The sequence below is a fragment of the Paraburkholderia tropica genome (genome assembly GCF_014171495.1).
In the GTDB taxonomy this organism is placed as follows: Bacteria; Pseudomonadota; Gammaproteobacteria; order Burkholderiales; family Burkholderiaceae; genus Paraburkholderia; species Paraburkholderia tropica.
This window is the reverse complement of the sequence record NZ_CP049136.1, coordinates 893,823-916,782: the sequence shown is the minus strand read 5'-3', so window position 1 is coordinate 916,782 and position 22,960 is coordinate 893,823. Positions and strand designations below refer to the sequence as shown.

Genomic DNA, 22,960 nt, shown 5'->3' with positions numbered 1-22,960 from the left:
TTGCAGGCAGATCGCGCTAACGACGCCTGATCGAAGCGGCAATTTCTTCGCCGATTTTTTCGAGTTCGTCGGCGGTGACGGGAGTTTTTCCTTGGGATGCGGAGGCGTTGCGTTCGACGTACAAGAGCAAGTCGGGTGTGTCGGTTGAGGCCTCTGGATCGCCTTGCACCGTCACGAGATAGCCGTAATCGGTCGAATCGTCGTTTCTCGTGATTGTACCGAATGATCCCACGCCTTCTCGGCCATCGAGCTTGACTGTGCGCCACGGGCGCGCACCGTGCAGTTTGACGGCTTTGCCCACGCCGAACTCGCTGGTCCACACGAATTCGTTTTCCTGACGCGAAGTTAGCTTCGGTTGGTCCTTTAACGCTTTGGAATCCCGGAAGAAAATCAGCACATCCGGGTGGCTTTTCAACCGGTAGGTTGAGCCAACTATGCGGCTCTTGTCTGCCTGACTCGTTTGGACGAACAGACTGGGAAGACAAACGCCCGGCTCAACTGGAACATCTCCTGCGCTACGTGGTTCCAAATGAGCCAGAACTTCGAGCGCGTCGTTACTCGCCTGCTGTACGTCCTCCGATTTTGTGAGAAACGTGATGGTTCTGCCGTCCTTGAAGGCGTAGAAAGCCGCACCACCACGTCCAGACCAGGCAAACGACGCAGTATCCTGCACCGGCAACACCGAGAGCCGCTGATCCTGAAACGGCCTGTCCCGACTCGCCGCGACACGACTCTTCATCGTATTGACGAGCGCCTCATAGCCATCGTGCGTGATGGCATCCGTGATATAGAACGTCCCGTTGTAGATAAACGAGGATAACGGTGCCGCCAACCCATCGGAGAATCGAATATTCGCAGCCTGCGGTTCGCGAAACGCCTTTGCCGTTGTTAGAGCGGTGTCAGCTTCGCCAGGTAACGTCAAGCGGTATCGACCTACACACTCTTGTTGCGGAGCTGAAAAGGCCTGCGATGGGTTCAACGCTATTGCGATAGCCAACGCGACAAACCTACCTCGACTTACTTTCGTCATTAAACTTGCTCCCCAGCAGACTGATCCGTGGCCTGCGAGGCCTGTGATAGTTCCGTATGTCGATCCGACGAAAAATCGACCGGATTCACGGGCACCGCGTTGTTATCTGCCACAAGAGAAATGGCATAACCGAGGTTATTGTTTTCGTTTCTGGTCCAATAAATCGGCAATGCCACCATGAAACCCAGCACTCCAGTCAACTGGCTCGCGGCATTAGTATGTTGCGGTTTTGACCAGAATTCTTCGTCGAATGGCATTCTACCGCCAGTTGATTTTTTGCCCGCTTCCCACGTCGGCCAAATCGAGGCATACACAGGCTCGGCGCCACCAACTGCATCCGCCGCCGTATTCCGCGGAATAAAATCAAACGCCGCCTCGTAAATCAGCCGGTTCGCGTCCGCCACCTGCTGAATCTTCTTCCAGTTCTCCGGATTCGCGGGCTGATCCACCGCGCTCCTCAGCGCTTCAGCCGGCCTCACTTTCCCCGTGAGACCGAATATCTTGCTCCACACGCCTTTGCGCAATTCGCGCGCGAAATTGCGGGTGATCCGGACGTCCCCATTCCCACTGATATCGTGCTTTTCTTTCGCCGAATCCGAGATGAGCACGGCGATTTCCGAATCGCGCGATCCCAGCATACTGCGGTCATTGATATTCGCGCTGCCCAGAAGCGCAAACAGGTCATCGACGATCATCATCTTGGTGTGGATGTAGATCTGCTCCGTCACATAGCGATCACCCAACTTTGCCCAATTGCGCAAATTGAGCAGCGTGACATAGTCATTGCAGCGCTCCATATCCACGTCTTCGTACCGACGATCGTTCGCATCCGTCGTCACCTTCTTCCAGTCGGCGACCTTCTTGTCGCGCAACTCCCTGGCTTTGATATAGCGTCGCACGCGATTCAGCAAGCTGAACGGGCCGAACACCAGCGTCTGCATGGTCCAGTGGACCTGCGCCATGATATTGCCGTCGCTCAGTTTCCCTTCCGGGTGAACCGGCAGCGTAATGATGACGTGGAAATTCTCCTTCGCGCCCGACATGATCGCCTTGCCGATCCTCTCCCCCAGCGCCTCGCAGATGAAATTCTTCGGCGCTTCGTTGGGTTTGTCCGAGACAAGATGCGTTGCCCATTCCTGGAAACCACTTGCTTTGACCTTGGCGGCCGGACCGGACAAAGGATCCGTCGACTTCAAATCCGCCGCAGTCTTGCTCGGGTCGGTATGCTCCACCCCAAACGCCGAAACAAAAAACTGATTCTCGATATAAATAAACGACGTTGCACCTTCGATGAGGTTCTTCATGGCCAGCGCGATTTCGCACTGTTTTCCAGTCGGCTGCGTAACGTCTTTCTTCGCATCGTCCTTCAAGGCGGCATATTCAGCCTTGCGCATCTTGAACGGCGCACTGCGCAGGACCTGCACCGTGCAGCCCCCCGAAACGAACTCAGGCTCCGCCGGCAAATCGAGCGGCGTCTTCTCTCCGCCCTCGCTGTTCCAGCGATAGACGAAATTGCGCGCAATATCCGCAGCGGACGGTCCTTCAATGAGCACGTGCACGTCCTGCCACGGCATGCGCGGCTGCCGCGTGGCGTCGAGCGTGGCGTCGCTGGGGGAAAGACCGGTGGGACGCGACATCGCCGACCAGTAGGGCGTCTCGCCGCTATAGTCCGTCTGCACCGCGCCATTTTCGATTTTCTTCAGAATCTCGGTGCGATTCGACGTCCAGAGTCCACCAAACGTAGGGTGATTGTCATAGGCGCCGGTGAGCAAATCCGGATCGACAAGCTTCTCCGGCTTCACATGTCCCAAATGCGGTATGCAGCCGTTGTAGCGATTCAGGCCCTCGCGTCCTTCCGCATCCGCGTGCAGATCGTAGGTTTCGTCATCGAAACGGCCGTAACACACATCCATGCCGCCGATAAACGCCTTGTGCTCGTCAATCACCACGAACTTCTGGTGATGGCTGAAGAAACCCGGATCCTCATCGGCTAACGAGGCAGCGAGCGTGACCGTCACGCATTTGCGCCCAACCAGTTCGTTGATCGCCTCGAGCACCGGCACGGTCTGCTTGTCGTACGTCTGGATCGGCGGCGAATGCTTCCACGGCATCACGTAGATTTTCAGCCCGGCATTGGCGCGCGCGGCTTTCAGCAACACGTCGAAAAGGCGCAGGCCGCCAGGAGCGAATTGCGCGTCCCAGTTCACCTGCCAGCCGCCGATATAAATCGACTTCTGCGCGCCTTCGAGCTCCTCCGCCAGTTTCTTGAAATAGCTCTTGCCGGTCGTAAACGGTGTGACGGTGTTGCCCGCGCGCGGCCAGGAGAACGACTGATCGGAGAGCACCCAACGGTTGTCCGCTGCGTTGGACGTCAACGCGTTCCCGGCTTCATCGATAATCTGGCGCAGCGTTTTAATCGGCGACGCGTCGAAAAGCAACCCCGTGCTTCCCTCGAGCGATGTGGCCTCCATCAAGCCTCTCCTTTCAACTTGTCCAACAACGTGCCATCGCTTTCGGTCTGCCATTCCTGGCGCGCGAGTTTCGCAAAGCCCTGATCGACATCGCCCTGTTCCGTGACGTACATGCGCTGGCTATAGCCCATTGCGTCGAGTGCTTCGTAGAAGCGGTCGCTCTCCGTCCAGTCCGCGGTCTGGCGGCTCAATGCGAGCGAATGCACCTGTCCACCGTAGGCGAGCCAGATCTGTCCGGGCGTGGCGTTCCAGGCGTCGTGCAGCGTCTTCTGATCGGCGGCGGACAACGCGACTTTGCCCGTCGAATCGCTCTTGCCGCTGAGTATGAAATCGGATGACATGTGCGCGTCGTTCGCGCTCCGCGCGGAGACGATGCGCCACGGCATATTGATGTACGGATGGCCGTTCGGTCCCGGCATATCCGCGAGCACCATATTGAAGGCGACCGGTCCTTGCGTTTCGGCCTGAGCGAATACCGGCAGCGGATAATTCTGCTGCGCCGGGCCGGCGAAACTATGTTGCGTGCCTTTTACGTCGATCGTGCCGGGCGCGTGAATTTCAATGTTGCCGTCCTTGATGCGGATATACGCGCCGCCGGACGTCAACACGATTTCTTTCTTCGCCGCGATCTCGACGTTTTCAGTCGCCGAAATCAGACGTGTGGCTTTCTGCGAAACGAGTTCGACGTTATCTGATTGCGCCTGCACTTCGACTTTGCCTTTACCCGCGAACAGTTTGATGCCGGAGCGCTGCGCGAAGAGACTGATCTTTTCCACCGCGCCGCCAATCAGCGATTTACCGCTCGCGATTTGCACGCTCTGTCCGCTAATAACCGATATTTGCTGTGCGGCGGTCACATGCGCGGACTGCTGCGTAGACAGCGCAATCCCCGAAGGGCTCGCCATCAGCATCACCGGATCGGTGAATGCGTTCGCGCTACCGGTGCCGCCGCCAGCCGTATTGCCGCCGCTCGCACTCGCACCTTGTTTCGTCGATTGCGTGGCGCTCGCAAAGGTCTTGAGCGCATTCGTGCCGTCCTGCAAGGTCTCGGCCTGGTGCGATTCGCTCGCCTGCGAAAGCGCGTCGATCGTCTCCTGCGCGTTCGTCAATTGCGAGTGCGCTTCGGCAACATCGAGTTGCTGACTCGTCGTGCTTTTCGCGTACGTGCTCACATACAGGCCCTGGCCCGCGTTGATCGCACCGAACGCATCCGACTTCAGATCGAAGCCGCTGCCCAGATACGCGCCGCGCGAATTCGCGTTTTGCGCGACCAGATAACCCAGATGCAGTTGCGAATTCGCGCTTGTGCTGTACAGTTGCGCGCGATTCTGGCCGGTGGCGTCATCCATCACGAGCTGGTTATAGCCGCTGCCACCGTATTCCTTCGACTTGTAGCCCGAGAGAATGCCGTTCGAGTGCCAGTTTGGCGTGGTCGCGCCGTTATAGACGCGCGCCGTCACCAACGGTCGATCGCAATCGCCGTCGAGCCAGTTCACGATCACTTCCTCGCCCACACGTGGCACATGCACGCCGCCATAACTGCTGCCCGAATCGGACATCGCCACGCGTATCCAGCACGACGCGTTTTCATCGCCCGCATTGAGGCGGTCCCAATGGAAATGCACCTTGATGCGATTGAGCGAATCGGTATACGCCTCTTCGTTCGACGGCCCGACCACGATAGCCGTCTGCATGCGCATTTCCGGCTTGTGATGGTCAAGCGGACTGCGATACGGCACCGCCTTGCGCTGCGCCTCGATCTTCACCAAAAGAAAACCTTCACTGCCGTCCGAGGCTTTCACCATCAGCGCGTCGCTGTCGCCCTGATTCGCGCTCTTGATCGCGGCCAGTTCGCTTTGCAGACTGTGCGGAAACGATTGCGTCTGCGTGGTCGTTGCAGGCAGATTGTTTTCGATGAACCAGCGCGCGTCGATCACCGCAAACTGGCGATCCTGCTGGCTGTCCGCATCGTGCACCGGATGGCCGTCGAGTTCGAACCAGCGCCCGGCGTCGAGATTGCGCACGGCGCCCGCGCCTTCGAAGCGTTTCGCGCGCGACTCCCACTCCTGCATGCGGATTTCGCTGAGCGTGTCGCCGCGCGACTGCTCGCCGTAGGTGTACGCGCCCGTGTATTCGTAGACTTCGGCCTGCTGCGGCAGATTGCCCTGCGTGGCCAGCGTCGGCACCGACGTGCCTTTGGGATTCACCGACGTAGAAGGCGACTTGTAGTCGAATGTGCGCGTAGCCAGCGTCACGCTTTGCAATGTGCGCGTACCGCTCCATTGCACCAGCGCATGGGTTTCGCTATTCACGCCCGATCGGTAAAAATTAACCGATTGCGGATTTAAAGCGGGCAATGCGCCGATATTGTCGGTAATTACGACCGTGTGCGATTTCCCATCAGTGGCTTGTTCGAAATAGCTGAACAGGCCTTCGGATTCCATAATCCGCTGGCAGAAATTCCAGTCACTCTCGTATTGCACGCAAAACGAGCGCGAAGGCAATGCATTTTGAATAACAAAGCGGAATGCGCCCTGCGCTTGCGGATGCGCATTGAAGACGTCGGTGAGAATGGCGTCGGCGGTTTTGTCCTGCCAGATGCGGGCGTCCGAGCGGAATTTGAGGAAGTGCTGCCACGAGGCGAATTCCAGCTGATAGCTCGTCAAACTGCCGTCCGCGCCCAGCCGGCGGGCCGTGTGGACGTAGCCGTGATACGGCAGATACGTCTGGTCGGCCTGCTGCAGCCACAGCGTGACGGGCTGCGCGATCAGCTTGCTCAGATCGACGTTTTCGTCCGTAGCGACGGCGTCAATCGTAAAGCCGTAATCGCGGCCAATACGGGTATGGCCGATGGCACGCTGCGGCAGCAATACATTATCGCCGAGCGGTGTATCGAGTTTGAGCAGGCGGCCGTCCTGCAGCAATGCGGCCCCGCTTATCAGACTGCTTATATTCCCCACCCCCATCTTCGCCTCTGTTATTCGTTATTTCTTGAATGCGTAATCTTACTGTTATGTCGATTTCCGGTCACGCTTTGTATGAATAATCGACGCGCAGTCCGGCGCTTTAAATGTAAGCAGACGTGTCGAATAAGCGCGCTCCATGCGCATTGACTATGCTTGGCTTAGCGCCGAGGCGTCGGCAGCTAAAGCACGGGTTTGTCCAACATACTCCCACCGAGTATGCTAGGATACTCCCGTGCAGTATCCCACCTGGACTCGTTATGCCCCATAGCCCCGAAGAGAAGAAGCGCGTTCTCGCCCGCGTACGCCGCGTGCGCGGGCAGATCGACGCGCTCGAGCGCGCCCTCGAGGAAGGCGCGGATTGCGGTCCGGTCCTGCAGCAGATCGCGGCGGTGCGCGGCGCGATCAACGGGCTGATGGCCGGGGTACTGGAGAGTCATCTGCGCGAGGAGTTTTCCCATCTCGCGGCAGCGAACGGCACGCCCGACAAACCCATCGAAGAGGTGGTTTCTCTTGTGCGTTCGTATTTACGTTGAACAGCCGCGCTAAACCCGTACGCTAAACACGCGCATGAGCGCGCGTTCAATCCGTTTCAACATCCGGCCGCCCGCGCGGCCCCAAGGTCGACTGGTCGACTCCTTTCCTAACCGATACCGAGATTGCTATGAAATCACGTGCTGCTGTTGCATTCGGCCCGGGCAAGCCCCTGGAAATCGTCGAGATCGACGTCGAACCGCCTCGCAAGGGCGAAGTGCTGGTGAAGATCACCCACACGGGCGTCTGCCACACCGACGCCTTCACGCTGTCCGGCGACGATCCGGAAGGCCTGTTCCCCGCCGTGCTGGGCCATGAAGGCGCGGGCATCGTCGTGGAAGTCGGCGAAGGCGTGACGAGCGTGAAGCCCGGCGATCACGTCATTCCGCTTTACACGGCCGAATGCGGCGAATGTCTGTTCTGCAAGAGCGGCAAGACCAATCTGTGCGTGGCCGTGCGCGCCACCCAAGGCAAGGGCGTGATGCCCGACGGCACCACGCGCTTCAGCTACAACGGCCAGCCGGTCTATCACTACATGGGCTGCTCGACGTTCAGCGAATACACGGTCGTGGCCGAAGTCTCGCTCGCGAAGATCGATCCGCAAGCCAATCCGGAACAGGTCTGCCTGCTCGGTTGCGGCGTGACCACCGGCCTCGGCGCGGTGAAGAACACGGCCAAGGTGCAGGAAGGCGATACGGTCGCCGTGTTCGGTCTCGGCGGCATCGGCCTCGCGGTCATTCAAGGCGCGAAGCTCGCGAAGGCAGGCCGCATCATCGCCATCGACACGAATCCGGGCAAGTTCGAGCTCGCGAAGGCGTTCGGCGCGACCGACTGCGTGAATCCCAAGGATCATGAAAAGCCCATCCAGCAAGTGATCGTCGAGATGACGGGCTGGGGCGTGGACCACAGCTTCGAGTGCATCGGCAACGTCAACGTCATGCGCGCGGCGCTCGAATGCGCGCATCGCGGCTGGGGTCAGTCGGTGGTCATCGGCGTGGCGGGCGCGGGTCAGGAAATCTCCACGCGTCCGTTCCAGCTCGTCACGGGCCGCCGCTGGCTCGGCACCGCGTTCGGCGGCGTGAAGGGCCGCTCGGAACTGCCTGGCATGGTGCAGGACGCGATGGCAGGCAAGATCCAGCTCGCGCCGTTCGTCACGCATACGAAGGATCTCGCGGGCATCAACGAGGCTTTCGATCTGATGCACGAAGGCAAGTCGATCCGCACCGTCGTTCACTATGCATGATGTGAATTAATCTGATGCCATGACGCGAATGCCCGCGCGTCCGATCACGGCGCGCGGGCATTTTCATTTAAACGCATCCATCATACGAATCGCGCGATTTACCTTATTCTTCAGATGTAATCGCGCGAAATCGACGAAGCAATTCCGTGCGCGAACGCGCGCGACATCGCAGCCGCATTCCGGCAAGCCGCCTTTCGCGAGCAAACTCTTTCTTTTTGGCAAACGTTTGCCGCCAGACTCTCAAGTCGATCCGCCATTGGCCGACAACGCGCACATAGCCACGAAACTTTGGAGCTGGACGTGTTGCGCTTCGCTTTCCTTCTCGCCGTACTTGCCGTGACTGGCTGCGCACAACTGCCCCAGGGCAATACCGCTCAAAGCGGCAACGCGCCGGCATCGGCTTCGGTCCTGCGCTTCGACATTCCCGCCGATGCACTCGGCGCGCGCGATCCGCAATTGAGCGCCGTGCTCGCGAAAGCGGGCGCACTCGCCGCCGCGCAGAAGCAACCCACGGTGATTCGCGTGACCGCGCTCGGTCAGGATCTCCGCTATATCAACGAAGCGATCTGGAAGGGCGTGCCTGCACGGCAGGCGCAAAAGCCGGTGCTGGAGAATCTCACCGCGGGCGCGAACCAGACGTACAGCGTGGCGATCGAGCCGCCGAAGACGGGGAGCTGAACGCATGCGTACGACGATTTTCGCGGCGGCCATGCTCGCGCTCTGCGCGCACTTCGCCTCCGAGGCGTGTGCCGAATCGGCTGGCGCCACCGTGCTCGCATCGGCTGCGCCTTCGGCCTCGCCGTCCGCCGTTTATCCGCCGTTGCCGTCACTCGCGATGCTGCCGCCTTCGAGCAATGACGACGACGAATCGCCTGCGCCGACGCACAGCGCGCGCAAGAAGAAAGCATCGCGCGTGTGCGATTGTCATTGCACGATGCCCGCGCCGCGGCTGGTGGTCTCGGACGCATCGCGCGCGTATTTGAAGGATGTCGAGCGGCAACTCGATGTCGCCCTTGCGCATTAAGCGCGTCAGCGGAGAACATACAATGCAGACGCCACCCGCTTCATTGGTCAGTCGCGTGCGATGCGTGCTGGCGTGCGCATTCGCGCTGTGCACCGCGCTCGGCAATCCGGGCGTCGCGCGCGCGGCCGAAACCGCCGATGAATGTTTCGAAAAGGCCGGCGCCTATCAAGGCGTCAATCCGCTGGTGCTGCGCGCCGTTGCATGGCGCGAATCGAAAGGCGACGCCGCCGCCATCAATCACAACACCAATGGCTCGATCGACGTCGGCCAATTGCAGATCAATTCCATACATTTTTCGGAACTGGCGCGTCAGGGCATTCCGCATCGCGCGCTCATCGATCCGTGCGTGAATATCTTCGTGGCCGCGTGGCTGCTCAAACAGAAGATGGTGCGATACGGCAATACGTGGCGCGCGATTGGCGCCTATCACTCGGAATCGCCGCACGAACGCGATGCCTACGCGCGCAGCATTCAGGCGATTCTGGTCAGCTGGGGTCAATTACAGCGCGGGCATTGAATGCGCGATACAACGCGCCGGTGTTCGCGTTATCAATTGAGTGCGAACACCGGCGCATTGACAAATCACTTCATCAATTCACGCCCACGCCGCTGAGCGCGCGCGCTTCGCGTTGCGTCGCTTCACGTTGCGTCGCTTCATCGCGCAGAACTTGCGCTTCGCGCTGCGTGGCGTCCTGATACGCCAGATACTTGCGCTGCGTGACGATGTGATCCGCGACGTGTTTCGCGTCGTGCCACACGCCCCAGATAAAACTCGATCCACGTCGCGACAGCCACGGCAAACCCAGGAAATAAATGCCCGGCTCGCTCGACACGCCGCGCTGATGCTTCGGCTTGCCTTTCTCGTCGAACGCATTCACGTGCAGCCAGTTGTAATCGACCGCATAGCCCGTTGCCCAGATAATCGACGTGACGCCTGCCTGCGCAAGATCGAGTTCGAGAATCGGTTGCGTCATGCACACCGGGTCCGGATACACGCGGCGCGCTTCCGGCTCTTCCGGCAGATCGAGCCCGTTGCGTTCGATATACGCATCGGCGGCATCGAGCAGCGAGAGATAGTTTTCGTCGCCGCGCGCGATGTTTTCCACGAGATCCGCCTGGAACGTCGCCACGCCGTTATCGAAGGCCTTCGTCAGACCGACCAGCGTCACGCCCTGTTGCGCGAGCAGACGGAAGTCCACCGTCTGGCCGCCGCGCGCGCCGCTCACCGCGATCGTCACGTGTTCGCGGCCGGGGCGCGCGACCTCCGCGTCCCACTCGCCCAGCACGCCCAGCCACCAGCAGAAATCGCGATTCCGGTACGCACGCGGCGGACGATCGTGCGCGCCCACCGAGAGATACACCTGGCGCCCCGAGCGCTGTAGTTCGTCGGCAATCTGCACGCCCGACGAGCCCGCGCCCACCACCAGCACCGCGCCTGCGGGAAGCTGCTGCGGGTTCTTGTAATCGGCGGAATGGATTTGATGGAGCCCTTCTGTTTGCGGCGCGATCGGCGGAATCACCGGACGCTGAAACGGTCCCGTCGCCACCACCACGCGGCGCGCTTCGATCGTGCCTTCGCTCGTTTCGATGACGAAACCCGCCTCGCCGCTTTTGCGCTCGACGCTCTTCACTTCCACGCCGGTGCGAATGGGCGCGTTAATCTGCTTCGCGTAATCGACGAAATAGTCGGCGACGCGTTCTTTCGAAGCGAAGGCATCGGGATCGAGATCGTCGAAGGCCATGCCCGGAAAACGGTCGTGCCAGACGGGACCGTTCGCGACCAGCGAGTCCCAACGGCCCGTGCGCCAGCGTTCGGCAATGCGGTCGCGCTCCAGCACGAGATGCGGCACGCCGAGCTTGCCGAGATGTTCGCTCATGGCCACGCCGGCCTGGCCCGCGCCCACCACGAGCGTATCGATGGTTGTCGTTTCGAGAGTCATTGCGGTTTCCTTCTGCGAAAAGTTTGCATTCACACCGGCACGCCTGCGTGCTGGCGACGCCGGTACGCGCTGTCGCGCGAAGCCAGCCAGTAATAGAGCGGCGACGTCACCACGAGGCCGACGAGCCAGGACAGATCCGCACCGTCGATATGCGCCGCCACCGGGCCCGCGTACATCGGCGTATTCATGAACGGAATCTGCACCGCAATGCCCACCGCGTACGCAATCAGCGCCTGCGGATTGAAGCGGCCGTAAATGCCGCCATCCACGCGAAAGATCGAATCGATGTCGTAACGGCCCGCGTGAATCACATAGAAGTCGATCAGGTTGATGGCCGTCCACGGCACCAGCACCACGAGCAGCGCGAGCACCAGGTCGACGAAGTGACCGACGAAATCGCTCGACGCGCCAATCGCCGCGAAGCAGCACGCCACGAGAATCACGACGGAGAGCACGGCGCGCGCTTTCGAGGTGGGAATCCAGCGATACGCGAAGGTTTGCAGCGAGGTGATCACCGAGAGCACCGCGCCGTAGAGATTGAGCGCGTTGTGACTGATCACGCTCAGCAGGAACAGCACGAGCATCACGGGGCCGAGCACGCCGGTGGCCTGCTTCACGGCGTCCATCGTGTCCACGCCCGGCGGCACGGCGAGCGCCGCGACCGCGCCGAACACGAATGCGAGCGTCGAACCGAGCGCGCAACCCAGATACGTGGCCCAGAAGGTCGACGCCACGCCCACGTCCTCGGGCAGATAGCGCGAATAGTCGGAAACGTACGGCGCGAACGCGATTTGCCACAACGCCGAAAGCGACACCGTCGCGAGCCAGCCCGCGAGATTGAAGCCGCCGCGCGTGAGAAAGTCTGCGCTCTGCACGTGCGAGAGCATCATCCAGAAACCCACCACGATGCCGATGCCGAGCACCCACGTGCCGATGCGATTGAGCACGTGTATGAAGCGATATCCGATGATGCCGATACAACCCGAGCCCACCGCGCCGATCACGATGCCGACCGGCACCGGCACGGTCGGCGCGATGCCGTGCAGCGACTTGCCCGCGAGCACGATGTTCGAGGCGAAGAAGCCCACGTACATGACGCCCGCGATCACGGTCACGAGCAGCGCGCCCCACGAACCGAACTGGGCGCGGCTCTGAATCATTTGCGGAATGCCCATCTGCGGACCTTGCGCGGAATGCAGCGCCATCAGCACGCCGCCCACCGCCTGGCCGATCACGATGGCGACGATGCCCCAGAACAGATTGAGGTGATAGATCTGCACGCCCAGCGCGCCCGTGACGATGGGCAGCGGCGCGATATTGCCGCCGAACCACAGCGTGAACAGATCGCGCACCTTGCCGTGGCGGTCCTCGGGCGGCACATAGCCGATCGTGTGCTTTTCGATAAGCGGGACGGTCCCGCGCTCTGCTGACATGACAACTCTCCCATCCCGCGCGCGTGCGCGCGTATCGTGCGTGGGCGCTCGCGATTCGCGGCGTCCGTCTGTTGTGAAAAAGCGTGTGTGTTGTGCGTGCGGCGTTTATCGCGTTATGCGTTCGCGTAACCGGGCACGCGCGTGGGCAAATTCATCGCTAGCCTTTCGAGGAAGCCGAGGCAGCGTTCGAGCTGCGCGATTTCCACGTATTCATCGGCCTTGTGACCTTGCTCGATCGAACCCGGCCCGCACACCACGGTCGGAATGCCGATGCGCTGAAACAGACCGCCTTCGGTGCCGAACGACAGCGTGCGCAGCGTTTCGTCGCCCGTGAGTTCACAGGCCATATCGCGCAGCCAGTTCGCGTCGGAATCGGCGGCCAGCGCCGGGTAATCGACGAGTTCCTGCCATTCGATGCCGGTGTCCGCGTGCGTTGCCTGCATCTCGCCTTCGAGTTCGTCTTCGGCGAAACGGCGCGCCGCCTGCACGATGGCATCGATCGAATCGCCTGGCAGATTGCGCACTTCGAATTCGAGTTCCGCGCGATCGGGAATCACATTCAGTGCAATGCCGCCATTGAGTTTGCCCGTGTGCACGGTCGTATAAGGCGGCTCGAAACGCGCATCGTGCTGGCCCGATTCGCGCAGCGCGCGGCTCGTGCGGCGCAGATGCACCGCGAATTCCGCCGCGAAATCCACCGCGTTCACGCCGAGATGTGTGAGCGCCGAATGGCCCGCGAGGCCCTTGAAACAGCAGCGATACGCGCGCTTGCCCTTATGCGCGATCGCCACCTGCATACTGGTCGGCTCGCCGATGATGCACGCGAGCGGCTTGAACGGCGCGCGCGCCAGTTCGTCGAGCAAGCCGCGCACGCCACGGCACCCCACTTCCTCGTCGTAGCTGAACGCGAGATGGATCGGCAGCGTGCGGCAATGTTCGACGAAGTACGGCACGCTCGCGAGCACACAGGCGAGAAATCCCTTCATGTCGGCGGTGCCGCGGCCGAGCACGCGAGCGTTTTCGCGCGTGAGCGCGAACGGCGGCACGGTCCACGGTTGGCCGTCTGCCGGCACGACGTCCGTGTGACCGGACAGACACAGTCCCGCACGATCGCGCGGCCCAATCGTCGCGTAGAGATTCGCCTTGTCGCCGCTCGCGTTGTAATTCAACGAAGCCTCGACGCCGAAGCCCGCGAGATACTCTCGCACGAACGTGATCAATTCCAGATTCGAGCGCGCGCTGCGCGTGTCGAATTCGACCAGCGTTTGCAGCAGCGACAGTGTCGAATCGAGTCGTGTGTGGGACATGGCGTCTCCTTGTGAAGCGGCGCGGCGCATGCGTTGTTGCGCGCCGCGCATGGCGGCTTGTGGCTGAGGCGGATGCCCCGTCTTATTGCTGGCGATCGCGCGGAATCACGGCGATCACGTCGATTTCCACCAGCCATTCGGGACGCGCGAGCGCGGACACCACGAGGCCCGTCGAAACCGGAAACACGCCCTTGAGCCATTTGCCGACCACGTTATAGACCGCTTCGCGATAGCGCACGTCCACGAGGAAAATCGTGATCTTGCAGATGTCTTCAAGACGGCTGCCCGATTCTTCCAGCAGCATCGCGATGTTCGACATCGCCTTTTCGGCCTGCGCCGTCACGTCGCCGATACCGACCGATTCGCGCGTGTCGAGGTCCTGACCGATCTGGCCGCGCACGTACACCGTGTCGTTGGCGACCACGGCCTGGCACAGATCGTTATCAAGTTTCTGCTCGGGATAGGTTTCGCGAGTGTTGAATTTGCGGATGCGTTTGTGGCTCATGGTTGCCTCTGCTTGCGTGTGCGTGATGACTGAATGGGGTCGGCGAAAATCGATGCGAAAAGGCGCTAGCGCATCGCCTGAAATCGAATTTACCTTCGCTCGAATTATTTGCGAAACATCGTTTTCATATTCATTGCATAGCTTTTTCTTATGCAACGAGCGGCAAGGAAGCACGGCCGTCGCTCCGCTTTCAGGCCGCCAGTGTTGCGCGACTCGTTTCGTGCTTCGTTGCGCGATTCGAATGCGTTTGCGCGGCGTCTTCGAGCATCATCTGCGCCGCTTTTTCGCCGATCATGATTGAGGGCGCGTTGGTGTTTCCGCTTACGAGCAAAGGCATGATCGAAGCGTCGGCCACGCGCAATCCGCGTAGGCCGCGCACGCGCAAACGCGGGTCCACCACGCTGGCGTCGTCCACGCCCATCTTGCAGGTGCCGGACGGATGGAACACGGTCGCCGCGTAGTCGCGCACGTAATCGAACAGCGCGTCGTCCGATTGCACCTGCGCGCCTGGCAGCATTTCCTTGCCGCGAATCGTTTCGAATTCCGGCCCGGCGAGAATCGCGCGCGCGAGCTTGATGCCTTCGATCAGCACGCGTGCATCTTCTTCGCGTTCGAGAAAGTTGTAGTCGATGAGCGGCGCGCGCTGGCCGTCGTCGGTGAGCAGAATGCGGCCGATGCTTTTGGGCCGCAGCACGCAGGTGTGAATCGCATAACCGTGACCGAATTCGAACAGACGGCCGCGATGGCTGCGATAGCCGGGCACGAAATGAAACTGCACGTCCGGGTCGCCGTCGCCCGCGTAACGCGTGCGCGCGAATCCGCCCGCTTCCACGTAGTTCGTCGTCAGCCAGCCTTTCTTTTTCAGCCAGTACGCGCCGGGTGCACCGAGCACGCTCGGCAAGGAACGCAGCGAAAAGCCCAGCGTTTGCGCGCTCGAAGAACGGACCGTGACGAGACCGTCCAGATGATCCTGCAAATTGCGCCCCACGCCTGGCAAGTGATGACGCAGCGCGATCCCCGCCGCGCGCAATTGGGCTTCGTCGCCGATACCGGACACCATCAGCAGATGCGGCGAGCCGATCGCGCCCGCACTGAGCACCACCTCGCGATGCGCGCGCAACAGCACGACCTGACCTTCGCGCTCGACAAACACACCGCGCGCCGTTTGATCCGCGATATCGAGCGACAGTGCGCGCGTGTCCGTAAACAAGGTGAGATTCGGCCGCGACAACACCGGATGCACGAATGCGCGATAACTCGAAAGCCGATGCGCGTCTTTCTGCGTGACGTCGTAAATGCCCGCGCCGAAGGCGTCGCCGCTATTGAAGTCGGTGTTGTGCGGCAGACCGATGCGTTTCGCCGCGTCGATGAAACGATGCGAAAGCGGATTCGGGTCGCGCGGCTGATCCACGCACAACTCGCCCGATTCGCCGTGCACGCGCGTGTCGTGACCGAGCAGATTGCGCTCGGAGCAGCGGAAGAACGGCAGCACGTCCGCGTACGACCAGCCCTCGCAGCCCAGTTCGGCCCAGCGATCGTAATCCGCGGGCATGCCGCGAATATAGATCATGCTGTTCATCGAACTGGAGCCGCCCAGCATCTTGCCGCGCGGACAATGCAGCCGCCGGCCGTTCAGGCGCGTCTGCGGCGCCGACTCGAAGTTGTAGCTGTATTTAGGGCTTTTGTAGAGCGTGATCGTGCCGGCCGGCACCTGAATGCGCGCCGAGCGATCATCGCCGCCGCCTTCGACGAGACAGACGCGCACAGCCGGATCCGCGCTCAGGCGGTTCGCCATCACACAGCCCGCCGAACCCGCCCCGACAATCACATAATCGAAATCGAGCACTTGTGTTGCAGTCGGCATATTCGTATCCCCGTGCTTCTGAAGCACACTGTGGAACGCTGATTCAAGGCGCTCAGTATTGAATCCAGGTCGTTTTCAGACCCGTGAATTTGTCGAGCGCGTGCAGCGACAGATCGCGGCCAAAGCCCGATTGGCGAAAGCCGCCGAACGGCGTCTGCATACTCAGCGCGTCCACCGTGTTCACCGAGACCGTGCCCGCACGCAGATTCGCTGCCACGCGATGCGCGCGCTTGAGGCTGCCGCTCCAGACCGAAGCCGCGAGTCCATAGATCGAATCGTTGGCGATGCGAACGGCTTCGTCTTCGGTGTCGAACGGCATCACCGCCAGCACGGGGCCGAATACTTCGTCGCGCGCGAGTTCCGCATCGGGACGCACGCCCGCGAAAATCGTCGGCTCGATGAACCAGCCTTTGCCGTTCACGCGCGCCGCTTGACCGCCGCTGACGAGCGACGCGCTGCGGCGGCTGCGTTCGATAAACGCCATCACGCGCGCGTGCTGCGTGGCATCGACCATCGCGCCCATGCCGCTCGCGGGATCGAGCGGATCGCCCGGATACCAGCCGCGCGCGTGTTCGGCGAGCTTTTCGACGAAGGTGTCGTAAATCGAACGCTGCACGAGCAGACGCGAGTTCGCCGAGCACACTTCGCCCTGGTTGAAGAAGATGCCGAAGCAGGCTTTTTGCGCGGCCAGATCGAGATCGTCGGCATCGTCGAACACGAGGTTCGGACTCTTGCCGCCGCATTCGAGCCACACCTGCTTCATGTTCGAGCGCGCGGCGTATTCCATGAAGCGCTTGCCGATCGCCGTCGATCCGGTGAACGCGAGCACGTCCACGTCGGCGTGCAGGCCGAGCGCCGCGCCCGCCGTTTCGCCATAACCCGGCACCACGTTGAACACGCCGTCGGGCACGCCCGCTTCGCGCGCGAGTTCCGCGAGACGCAGCGCCGAAAGCGGCGACTGCTCGGCCGGTTTGAGCACGACGCTGTTGCCCGCCGCGAGCGCAGGCGCGACTTTCCACGCGACCATGTCGAGCGGGAAATTCCACGGCACGACCGCGCCCACCACGCCCAGCGCTTCGCGCGTCACGAACGAGAGATTGCCCGGTCCCGTGGGCGCGACTTCGCCGTAGAGCTTGTCGATCGCCTCGCCGTACCACGCGAACAATTCCGCCGATGCGGGCACGTCGAACTGCCACGCGTCGGCGACGCGCTTGCCCATGTTCAGCGAATCGAGCAGCGCGAATTCCTCGCGATGCGCGGCGATCAGTGCGCCGAGACGCTGCAGCACTTTCTTGCGCTCGCCGGGCGCGCAGCGCGACCACGTCCCGGCTTCGAAGGCGGCGCGCGCGGCACGCACGGCGAGGTCGACGTCTTGCGCATCGCAGGCGGCGACCTCAGCGATCGCGGCTTCCGTCGCCGGATTGGTCGCCGTGAACGTCTTGCCGCTGCGCGCGGGCACGAAGCGGCCGTCGATGAACGCCTGGGCGCGCGGCGTCACGCGCGCGGCCAGATCGCGCCATTGCGAGTAATCGGGTTGCTGCGCGTGGTTCGCGTCGGTGGCACTCAAGGTGGGCTCCTGGGTTCGCGTGGTTTCGGATAAATTCGCGTCGATTCGGGTGAATGCGATTCGTCTTGCCTCGATGGCGGCGCGCCGCCTTATTCGTCGCCGGGCACGCCGTACGACGGCGCGCGCGTGGGATCGGTCGCGCGCAGCACGTAGTCCTTCATTTGCGGTTCGTAGCGCTCCCACAGCGCGCGCAGATCGGCAATCGGCTGATCGCTCCAGTCCACCCGCAAGTCGGCCACGGGCCAGCTCGCGCCGTCGAACACGCACAGCCCCGCCGAATGCACCGGCCCGGCTTCGCCGCCCGCCGCGAGTCCCGCTTCGAGCGCGCGCAACAGGCGGTCCGGCAACGCGCGCGCGGCGTGCTCCGCGAAGGCTTCGATCATCGCGGCGGGCACGCTGTCGTTTGCGAGCAGATTGCCGACCGCCACGCAATCGGTGCCGCTCGCACCCGCATGCAGCCCGAGCCCGCGCTCACCCGTGCGCCACGCGGAGAAACCCGCCGCGTCGAGCACCGCCAGCTGACGCCACTCCGTATACGGACGCGCGCCCGCGATGCGTTCGAGCACCGCCTGCGCGCCATAGCCTTGCGCGAGTTCGCCCAGACCGATCTGGCCCAGGCGCGGATCGGTCACGTTCTGGCTCAGCACCACGCCGTCGCGGCTCGCCCAGAGGCAGCGGCTCGGCACGGCGATGCTCGAACTCGTCACGATGCCGCCTACGGCACCGGTACGCGCGCAACGGCCTGCAATCGAAAAGGTCATGAACGGACTCCTGTAGATTCAATGCTTTCATGCTCGCGCGGCGCGCCAAAATGGGCCGCCAGCGCGTCGAGCCTAAAATCTATCGAGCCAAAATTCATTCGAAAAACATTGTTTGTCTATGTATTGAAAAGGCTTAGACTATGCAAGCGACGCGCCTCGCCGCTGTTCATCGTTGCTCGCGCAGGCGCTTGCACTCCCCGCCCGGTCGCATTCGACTCTTGCCTCTGACCCTTCGGTTGGCCATGGAAAACACGCCTCTTCACTATTCGCTGCGCCAGTTGAGATACTTCGTCGCCACGGCGGAAGCACTGTCGTTTACGGCGGCGGCCAAGCGTCTGCACGTTTCGCAGCCGTCGATTTCGTCGGCCTTGTCGGAGCTGGAGAACGCGTTCGGGCTGCAGCTGTTCATCCGCCATCACGCACATGGACTTTCGCTGACACAGGCGGGCCGCGATCTGCTCGGGCGCGCGCGCGACCTGCTGAAAAGCGCGGAGGAATTGCAGATCGCCGCGCGCCATTCCGATACCGGCATCGCGGGTACCATCTCGCTCGGCTGCCTGACGTCGGTCGCGCCGCCGCTGATGCCGTGGCTCATGAGCCGCTTTCTGAATGCGCGTACGGGTGTGGAATTCCAGACGCGCGAAGGCGATCAGGAAACGCTGTTCGTGGGCCTGCGCGACGGCACGCTCGACGTGGCGCTCACTTACGATATCGATATCGACGACACGATCGACTTCACGCCCATCGTCGAATTTCCACCTTATGTGCTGCTGCCCGCGAAGCATCGCCTCGCCGCCAGTGAACAGGTGAGCCTCAAGGATCTGCTCGATGAGCCTTACGTGATGCTCGATCTCGCGCACAGCAAGGAATATTTCGCGTCGCTGTTCGATCGCTATGGCAATCGTCCGGTGGCGGCGTTCAGTTCTTCGCAGCCGGAAGTCGTGCGCGGCATGGTCGCCAACGGACTCGGCTACAGCATTCACAATTTTCCGCTGCGCAATTCGCAGACGGTGGACGGCGGCCGCTTCGTCGCGCGCGCCATCAAGGAGAAAGTGAAGCCGACGGTGCTGGGCGTCGCGCGTTCGACGCGTTCGCATCCGCGGCAACTGATTCGCGACTTCACCGCGTTCTGCTACGACGAAGTCTCGCGCGCGTGGACGAAGTAAATGGGTCGACACGCCGCGCGCCGCGAATGGGCGCGCGGCGCGCAGCGTAGAGCGCGCGCTTCAGCCAGCGCGTTGAATATGCCGCCACGTCGCCTCCACGGCATCGCGCATCGTGCCGATCAACGCGTCGATCTGCGCATGGTCGATCACGAGCGGCGGCGCAACGATCAAACGGCCATTGGTCGAACGCACGATCGCCCCGCGCTCGAATCCTTCGGTGCGGCTGTGCCACGTGAGATCAGCCTCGTTGGCGTAGCGTTCACGCGTGGTCTTATCCTTCGCGAACTGAATCGCCCCCACCGCGCCCACGCCTTGAATCTCGCCGATCAACGGATGATCCGCGAACGCCTCGCGTAGCGCGCGCTGCAAATACGGACCGGTGTCTTCCTTCGTGCGCGCGACCAGTTGCTCGCGTTCGAGCACGTCGAGATTCGCGAGCGCCACGGCCGCGGCCACCGGATGGCCCGAATACGTGAGCCCATGCGCGTAGACGCCGCCGCGCTCCACCAGCGCCTCGCCGATGCGGCGGCTCATGACCAGACCGCCCATCGGCACATAACCCGACGTGAGCCCCTTGGCGATCGACACGAGATCCGGCTCGAAGCCAAAATGGCGATGCGCGAACCATTCGCCCGTGCGGCCGAATCCGCCGATCACTTCGTCCGCGCAAAGCAGCACGTCGTATTTTCGGCAGATGCGCTCGATTTCCGGCCAGTAGCCTTCGGGCGGGAAGATCATGCCGCCCGCGCCCTGGAACGGCTCGGCGACGAACGCCGCCACGTTTTCCGCGCCCAGTTCGAGAATCTTGCGTTCGAGCGATTGCGCGGCCTGCAAGCCGAACGCCTCGGGCGTAAGGTCGCCGCCGTTCGCGTACCAGTACGGCTCGTCCACGTGCGTGATATTCGGAATCGGCAGATCGCCCATTTCGTGCATGAACGCCATGCCGCCAAGCGACGCGCTGCCGACCGTCGAACCGTGATAGCCGTTCACGCGGCCGATCATGATCTTCTTGTTCGGCTGGCCCATTACGTCCCAGAAGCGGCGCACCGTGCGAATCAGCACTTCATTTGATTCGGATCCCGAATTGGTATACACCACGTGACTGAAGCGATCGCCCAGCAACGCAAACAGCCGCTCCGACAATTCGATCACGGCCGGATGCGTGGTGTGAAAGAACATGTTGTAGTAAGACAGCGTGCTCATCTGGCGCGCGGCGGCCTCGACGAGTTCGGCGCGGCCATAACCGACGTTGGTGCACCAGAGGCCCGACATGCCGTCGATATAGCGCTTGCCGTCGTTGTCCCACAGATACACGCCTTCGCCGCGCACCATCACGCGCGGACCTTCGGCGTTGAGCGCCTTTTGATCGACGAAAGCGTGCAGGTGATGGGCGGCGTCGCTGCGTTGCCAGTCTTCGGTGCTGCGTGCTTTGCCGCCGGACGTGCTGGCGTGGGCGAATTCAGGTGCGTTCATGCGCGGTGTCTCCTCTGTACGGAATGCGTTTGCTTTAATCGTGCGTGTCAGATGCCCACGGCAACGTCGGTCTGATTTTGCGCGGCGCCCGCGCGCGAGAAGCGTTTGCAACCCGCGTAGTACACGACCGAAGTGAGAATCAGCCCGACGATCCACGAGATATCGGCGCCGCCGAGGCGTTTGGCGATCGGGCCGGTGTACAGATCGGTCGCGACGAACGGCAGTTGCACGGCGATGCCGAACAGGTAGGCGAAGATCGCCACGCCGTTGAAGCGTCCGTAGATGCCGCCGTCCTGGCGGAAGAACGAGTCGATGTGATAGTCGCCGTGGCAGACGAGGTAGTAATCGATCAGGTTCACCGCCGTCCAGGGCACCAGCACGTAGAGCAGCAGCAGAATGAAGTTGGTGTATTCGGCGAGGAAGTTGCTCTGGCCGAACAGTGCGATGGCCAGCGAGATCGCGAACAGGATCACCGCCGTCACGGCGCGTGCGCGCGCCTGGCCCGACCACGAGGGAAACAGCGTCTGCACGATCGTCATCGACGAGAGCGCGCCGCAGTACAGGTTCATCGCGTTGGTCGCGGCAATGCCCACCGAGAGCACGATCACCACCAGACCGCTGATGCCGTGCGTGAGCGTGGTGAGGCCGTTGACCACGTCGCCGTCGGCGACCATCAGGCCGACCATCGCGCCCAGCACCATCGGGAAGATCGAGCCGAGCGAGCAGCCCCAGTAGCTCGACCAGAACGCCACGCGTGCGCCGGTTGCGCGCGGCATGTAGCGCGAGTAGTCGGAGACATACGGCGCGTACGCGATCTGCCAGAGTGCCGCGATCGAAATCGTGCCGAGAAAGCCCGTGGCGTTCGCGGTGTTGCGTGCGAAGAAGTCGGCGGGCAGGCCGTGCACGCCCACGATCCAGATGAACGCGAGCAGCAGCACCGCGCCCGAGCACCACGTCATCAGGCGCGTGTAGGCATGGATCAGGTTGTAGCCGAAGATGGTCGCCACGAGACTGAGCGCGCCCACCACGAGCACGCCGTCGTTCACGCTCACGTGCGTGGTGAGGCTGTGCAGCGCCTGACCGCCCAGCACGAGGTTCGACGCGAAGAAGCCCAGATACATCACCACGACGAGGCCGACCACCAGCAGCGAGCCGAGCGAGCCGAACTGGCCGCGCGTCTGCACCATCTGCGGGACGCCGAGTTGCGGACCTTGCGCCGAATGCAGCGCCATGAACACCGCGCCCACCAGCGTGCCGATCACGATGCCGAGCACGCCCCACCAGAACGGCTGCTTGAACACGGTCACGGCCAGCGCGCCCGTGACGATGGTCAGCAACATGATGTTCGAGCCGAACCAGATCGTGAACAGGTCGCTCGCGCGGCCGTGACGCTCGGCGTCGGGTATGGGCTGGATCGTGCTCTGCTCGAGGCGAGCGACGGTATCGGATTGGCTCATCGGCGGCTCCTGCGAAAGGAAAGTGCGTGACGTAGACGCACGAAAGTGCGTTGTGATGACGCACTTTCGACCGCCAATATTGCGCGGAAAAGAACGAAATTCTTTGCTAGTGAATAGCTTTTTCTTATGCAGTTCTCACGCCTGCATAGCCGCGGGCTTGCTTGTGAATCGGATATTTCTTCTTGGAAAGAAAATCGGCGTGCGGCCATAGTCGCTGCATGC

Annotated in this window: 18 protein-coding genes; 6 read left to right on the top strand and 12 right to left on the bottom strand. The window is 62.0% G+C overall.

Translation table 11 applies throughout. The features are described from left to right. Nucleotides 1-16: 16 nt before the first annotated feature. Genes G5S35_RS27605 through G5S35_RS27595 form a run of 3 tightly spaced genes read right to left on the bottom strand, consistent with a single transcriptional unit; the run spans nucleotide 17 to nucleotide 6,467 of the window. Nucleotides 17-1,030, bottom strand: coding sequence for a T6SS immunity protein Tli4 family protein (locus tag G5S35_RS27605; RefSeq protein WP_176081769.1), 1,014 nt, complete (start codon nucleotides 1,028-1,030; stop codon nucleotides 17-19). After that, complete coding sequence (locus tag G5S35_RS27600) at nucleotides 1,030-3,501, bottom strand: phospholipase D-like domain-containing protein (protein ID WP_183039520.1); 2,472 nt, start codon at nucleotides 3,499-3,501, stop codon at nucleotides 1,030-1,032. The genes G5S35_RS27605 and G5S35_RS27600 overlap by 1 nt, the downstream gene beginning before the upstream one ends. Beyond that, nucleotides 3,501-6,467 (bottom strand): type VI secretion system Vgr family protein, encoded by a 2,967-nt coding sequence (locus G5S35_RS27595; protein ID WP_080180885.1) that lies wholly within the window; start codon nucleotides 6,465-6,467, stop codon nucleotides 3,501-3,503. The genes G5S35_RS27600 and G5S35_RS27595 overlap by 1 nt, the downstream gene beginning before the upstream one ends. 257 nt (nucleotides 6,468-6,724) lie before the next feature. Here G5S35_RS27595 and frmR point away from each other — a divergent pair, with 257 nt between their 5' ends. The 5 genes from frmR to G5S35_RS27570 all read left to right on the top strand — a co-directional run bounded on the left by frmR (nucleotide 6,725) and on the right by G5S35_RS27570 (nucleotide 9,782). Next, on the top strand, nucleotides 6,725-7,000 hold the full coding sequence (gene frmR / locus G5S35_RS27590) for a formaldehyde-responsive transcriptional repressor FrmR (RefSeq protein WP_065058649.1): 276 nt from the start codon (nucleotides 6,725-6,727) through the stop codon (nucleotides 6,998-7,000). Nucleotides 7,001-7,128: 128 nt separating this feature from the next. Continuing rightward, a complete protein-coding gene (locus G5S35_RS27585) occupies nucleotides 7,129-8,241 on the top strand; it encodes an S-(hydroxymethyl)glutathione dehydrogenase/class III alcohol dehydrogenase (protein ID WP_074986954.1) in 1,113 nt (370 codons plus the stop codon). Between the two features lie 300 nt (nucleotides 8,242-8,541). Next, entirely contained in the window at nucleotides 8,542-8,919 is a 378-nt protein-coding gene (locus G5S35_RS27580) for a hypothetical protein (RefSeq protein WP_065058858.1), read from the top strand. Between the two features lie 4 nt (nucleotides 8,920-8,923). Then, nucleotides 8,924-9,265, top strand: coding sequence for a hypothetical protein (locus G5S35_RS27575; protein ID WP_183039519.1), 342 nt, complete (start codon nucleotides 8,924-8,926; stop codon nucleotides 9,263-9,265). Nucleotides 9,266-9,287: 22 nt separating this feature from the next. Further along, on the top strand, nucleotides 9,288-9,782 hold the full coding sequence (locus tag G5S35_RS27570) for a lytic transglycosylase domain-containing protein (protein ID WP_082991777.1): 495 nt from the start codon (nucleotides 9,288-9,290) through the stop codon (nucleotides 9,780-9,782). A gap of 73 nt (nucleotides 9,783-9,855) precedes the next feature. Here G5S35_RS27570 and G5S35_RS27565 read toward each other — a convergent pair whose 3' ends face one another. From G5S35_RS27565 to G5S35_RS27535, 7 genes are all read right to left on the bottom strand, one after another. Next, on the bottom strand, nucleotides 9,856-11,205 hold the full coding sequence (locus G5S35_RS27565) for a flavin-containing monooxygenase (protein WP_065058644.1): 1,350 nt from the start codon (nucleotides 11,203-11,205) through the stop codon (nucleotides 9,856-9,858). A 29-nt stretch (nucleotides 11,206-11,234) separates the two neighbouring features. Beyond that, nucleotides 11,235-12,638, bottom strand: coding sequence for a purine-cytosine permease family protein (locus G5S35_RS27560; protein ID WP_065058642.1), 1,404 nt, complete (start codon nucleotides 12,636-12,638; stop codon nucleotides 11,235-11,237). Nucleotides 12,639-12,751: 113 nt separating this feature from the next. Continuing rightward, nucleotides 12,752-13,945, bottom strand: coding sequence for an acetylornithine deacetylase (argE, locus tag G5S35_RS27555; RefSeq protein WP_183039518.1), 1,194 nt, complete (start codon nucleotides 13,943-13,945; stop codon nucleotides 12,752-12,754). Nucleotides 13,946-14,027: 82 nt separating this feature from the next. Next, the gene (locus tag G5S35_RS27550; RefSeq protein ID WP_065058639.1) at nucleotides 14,028-14,450 is read right to left on the bottom strand and encodes a RidA family protein; all 423 of its coding nucleotides are present in this window, start codon (nucleotides 14,448-14,450) and stop codon (nucleotides 14,028-14,030) included. Between the two features lie 190 nt (nucleotides 14,451-14,640). Next, nucleotides 14,641-16,314, bottom strand: coding sequence for a GMC family oxidoreductase (locus tag G5S35_RS27545; RefSeq protein WP_183039517.1), 1,674 nt, complete (start codon nucleotides 16,312-16,314; stop codon nucleotides 14,641-14,643). A gap of 52 nt (nucleotides 16,315-16,366) precedes the next feature. Next, nucleotides 16,367-17,881 carry an aldehyde dehydrogenase gene (locus G5S35_RS27540; protein WP_080180887.1) on the bottom strand — a complete coding sequence of 505 codons (1,515 nt, stop codon included), beginning with the start codon at nucleotides 17,879-17,881 and terminating at the stop codon, nucleotides 16,367-16,369. Between the two features lie 89 nt (nucleotides 17,882-17,970). Then, entirely contained in the window at nucleotides 17,971-18,642 is a 672-nt protein-coding gene (locus tag G5S35_RS27535; protein ID WP_065058636.1) for a DUF1028 domain-containing protein, read from the bottom strand. Between the two features lie 242 nt (nucleotides 18,643-18,884). Here G5S35_RS27535 and G5S35_RS27530 point away from each other — a divergent pair, with 242 nt between their 5' ends. Continuing rightward, complete coding sequence (locus G5S35_RS27530) at nucleotides 18,885-19,808, top strand: LysR family transcriptional regulator (RefSeq protein ID WP_074986959.1); 924 nt, start codon at nucleotides 18,885-18,887, stop codon at nucleotides 19,806-19,808. Between the two features lie 60 nt (nucleotides 19,809-19,868). On the opposite strand, the gene G5S35_RS27525 is transcribed toward G5S35_RS27530, so the two are convergent. Both G5S35_RS27525 and G5S35_RS27520 read right to left on the bottom strand, forming a co-directional pair. Then, nucleotides 19,869-21,281: an aspartate aminotransferase family protein gene (locus G5S35_RS27525; protein ID WP_183039516.1), complete on the bottom strand. Its 1,413-nt coding sequence runs from the start codon at nucleotides 21,279-21,281 to the stop codon at nucleotides 19,869-19,871. Nucleotides 21,282-21,328: 47 nt separating this feature from the next. Continuing rightward, nucleotides 21,329-22,738: a purine-cytosine permease family protein gene (locus G5S35_RS27520; RefSeq protein WP_065058632.1), complete on the bottom strand. Its 1,410-nt coding sequence runs from the start codon at nucleotides 22,736-22,738 to the stop codon at nucleotides 21,329-21,331. Nucleotides 22,739-22,960 lie beyond the last annotated feature (222 nt).

Excerpts from the sequence above, each read along its gene's own strand:
- G5S35_RS27530 (WP_074986959.1), top strand. The coding sequence starts at position 18,885 with ATGGAAAACACGCCTCTTCACTATTCGCTGCGCCAGTTGAGATACTTC.
- G5S35_RS27575 (WP_183039519.1), top strand. The coding sequence starts at position 8,924 with ATGCGTACGACGATTTTCGCGGCGGCCATGCTCGCGCTCTGCGCGCAC.
- G5S35_RS27545 (WP_183039517.1), bottom strand. The coding sequence starts at position 16,314 with ATGCCGACTGCAACACAAGTGCTCGATTTCGATTATGTGATTGTCGGG.
- G5S35_RS27535 (WP_065058636.1), bottom strand. The coding sequence starts at position 18,642 with ATGACCTTTTCGATTGCAGGCCGTTGCGCGCGTACCGGTGCCGTAGGC.
- G5S35_RS27570 (WP_082991777.1), top strand. The coding sequence starts at position 9,288 with ATGCAGACGCCACCCGCTTCATTGGTCAGTCGCGTGCGATGCGTGCTG.
- argE (WP_183039518.1), bottom strand. The coding sequence starts at position 13,945 with ATGTCCCACACACGACTCGATTCGACACTGTCGCTGCTGCAAACGCTG.
- G5S35_RS27550 (WP_065058639.1), bottom strand. The coding sequence starts at position 14,450 with ATGAGCCACAAACGCATCCGCAAATTCAACACTCGCGAAACCTATCCC.
- G5S35_RS27565 (WP_065058644.1), bottom strand. The coding sequence starts at position 11,205 with ATGACTCTCGAAACGACAACCATCGATACGCTCGTGGTGGGCGCGGGC.
- G5S35_RS27560 (WP_065058642.1), bottom strand. The coding sequence starts at position 12,638 with ATGTCAGCAGAGCGCGGGACCGTCCCGCTTATCGAAAAGCACACGATC.
- G5S35_RS27600 (WP_183039520.1), bottom strand. The coding sequence starts at position 3,501 with ATGGAGGCCACATCGCTCGAGGGAAGCACGGGGTTGCTTTTCGACGCG.
- G5S35_RS27585 (WP_074986954.1), top strand. The coding sequence starts at position 7,129 with ATGAAATCACGTGCTGCTGTTGCATTCGGCCCGGGCAAGCCCCTGGAA.
- frmR (WP_065058649.1), top strand. The coding sequence starts at position 6,725 with ATGCCCCATAGCCCCGAAGAGAAGAAGCGCGTTCTCGCCCGCGTACGC.
- G5S35_RS27525 (WP_183039516.1), bottom strand. The coding sequence starts at position 21,281 with ATGAACGCACCTGAATTCGCCCACGCCAGCACGTCCGGCGGCAAAGCA.
- G5S35_RS27520 (WP_065058632.1), bottom strand. The coding sequence starts at position 22,738 with ATGAGCCAATCCGATACCGTCGCTCGCCTCGAGCAGAGCACGATCCAG.
- G5S35_RS27595 (WP_080180885.1), bottom strand. The coding sequence starts at position 6,467 with ATGGGGGTGGGGAATATAAGCAGTCTGATAAGCGGGGCCGCATTGCTG.
- G5S35_RS27605 (WP_176081769.1), bottom strand. The coding sequence starts at position 1,030 with ATGACGAAAGTAAGTCGAGGTAGGTTTGTCGCGTTGGCTATCGCAATA.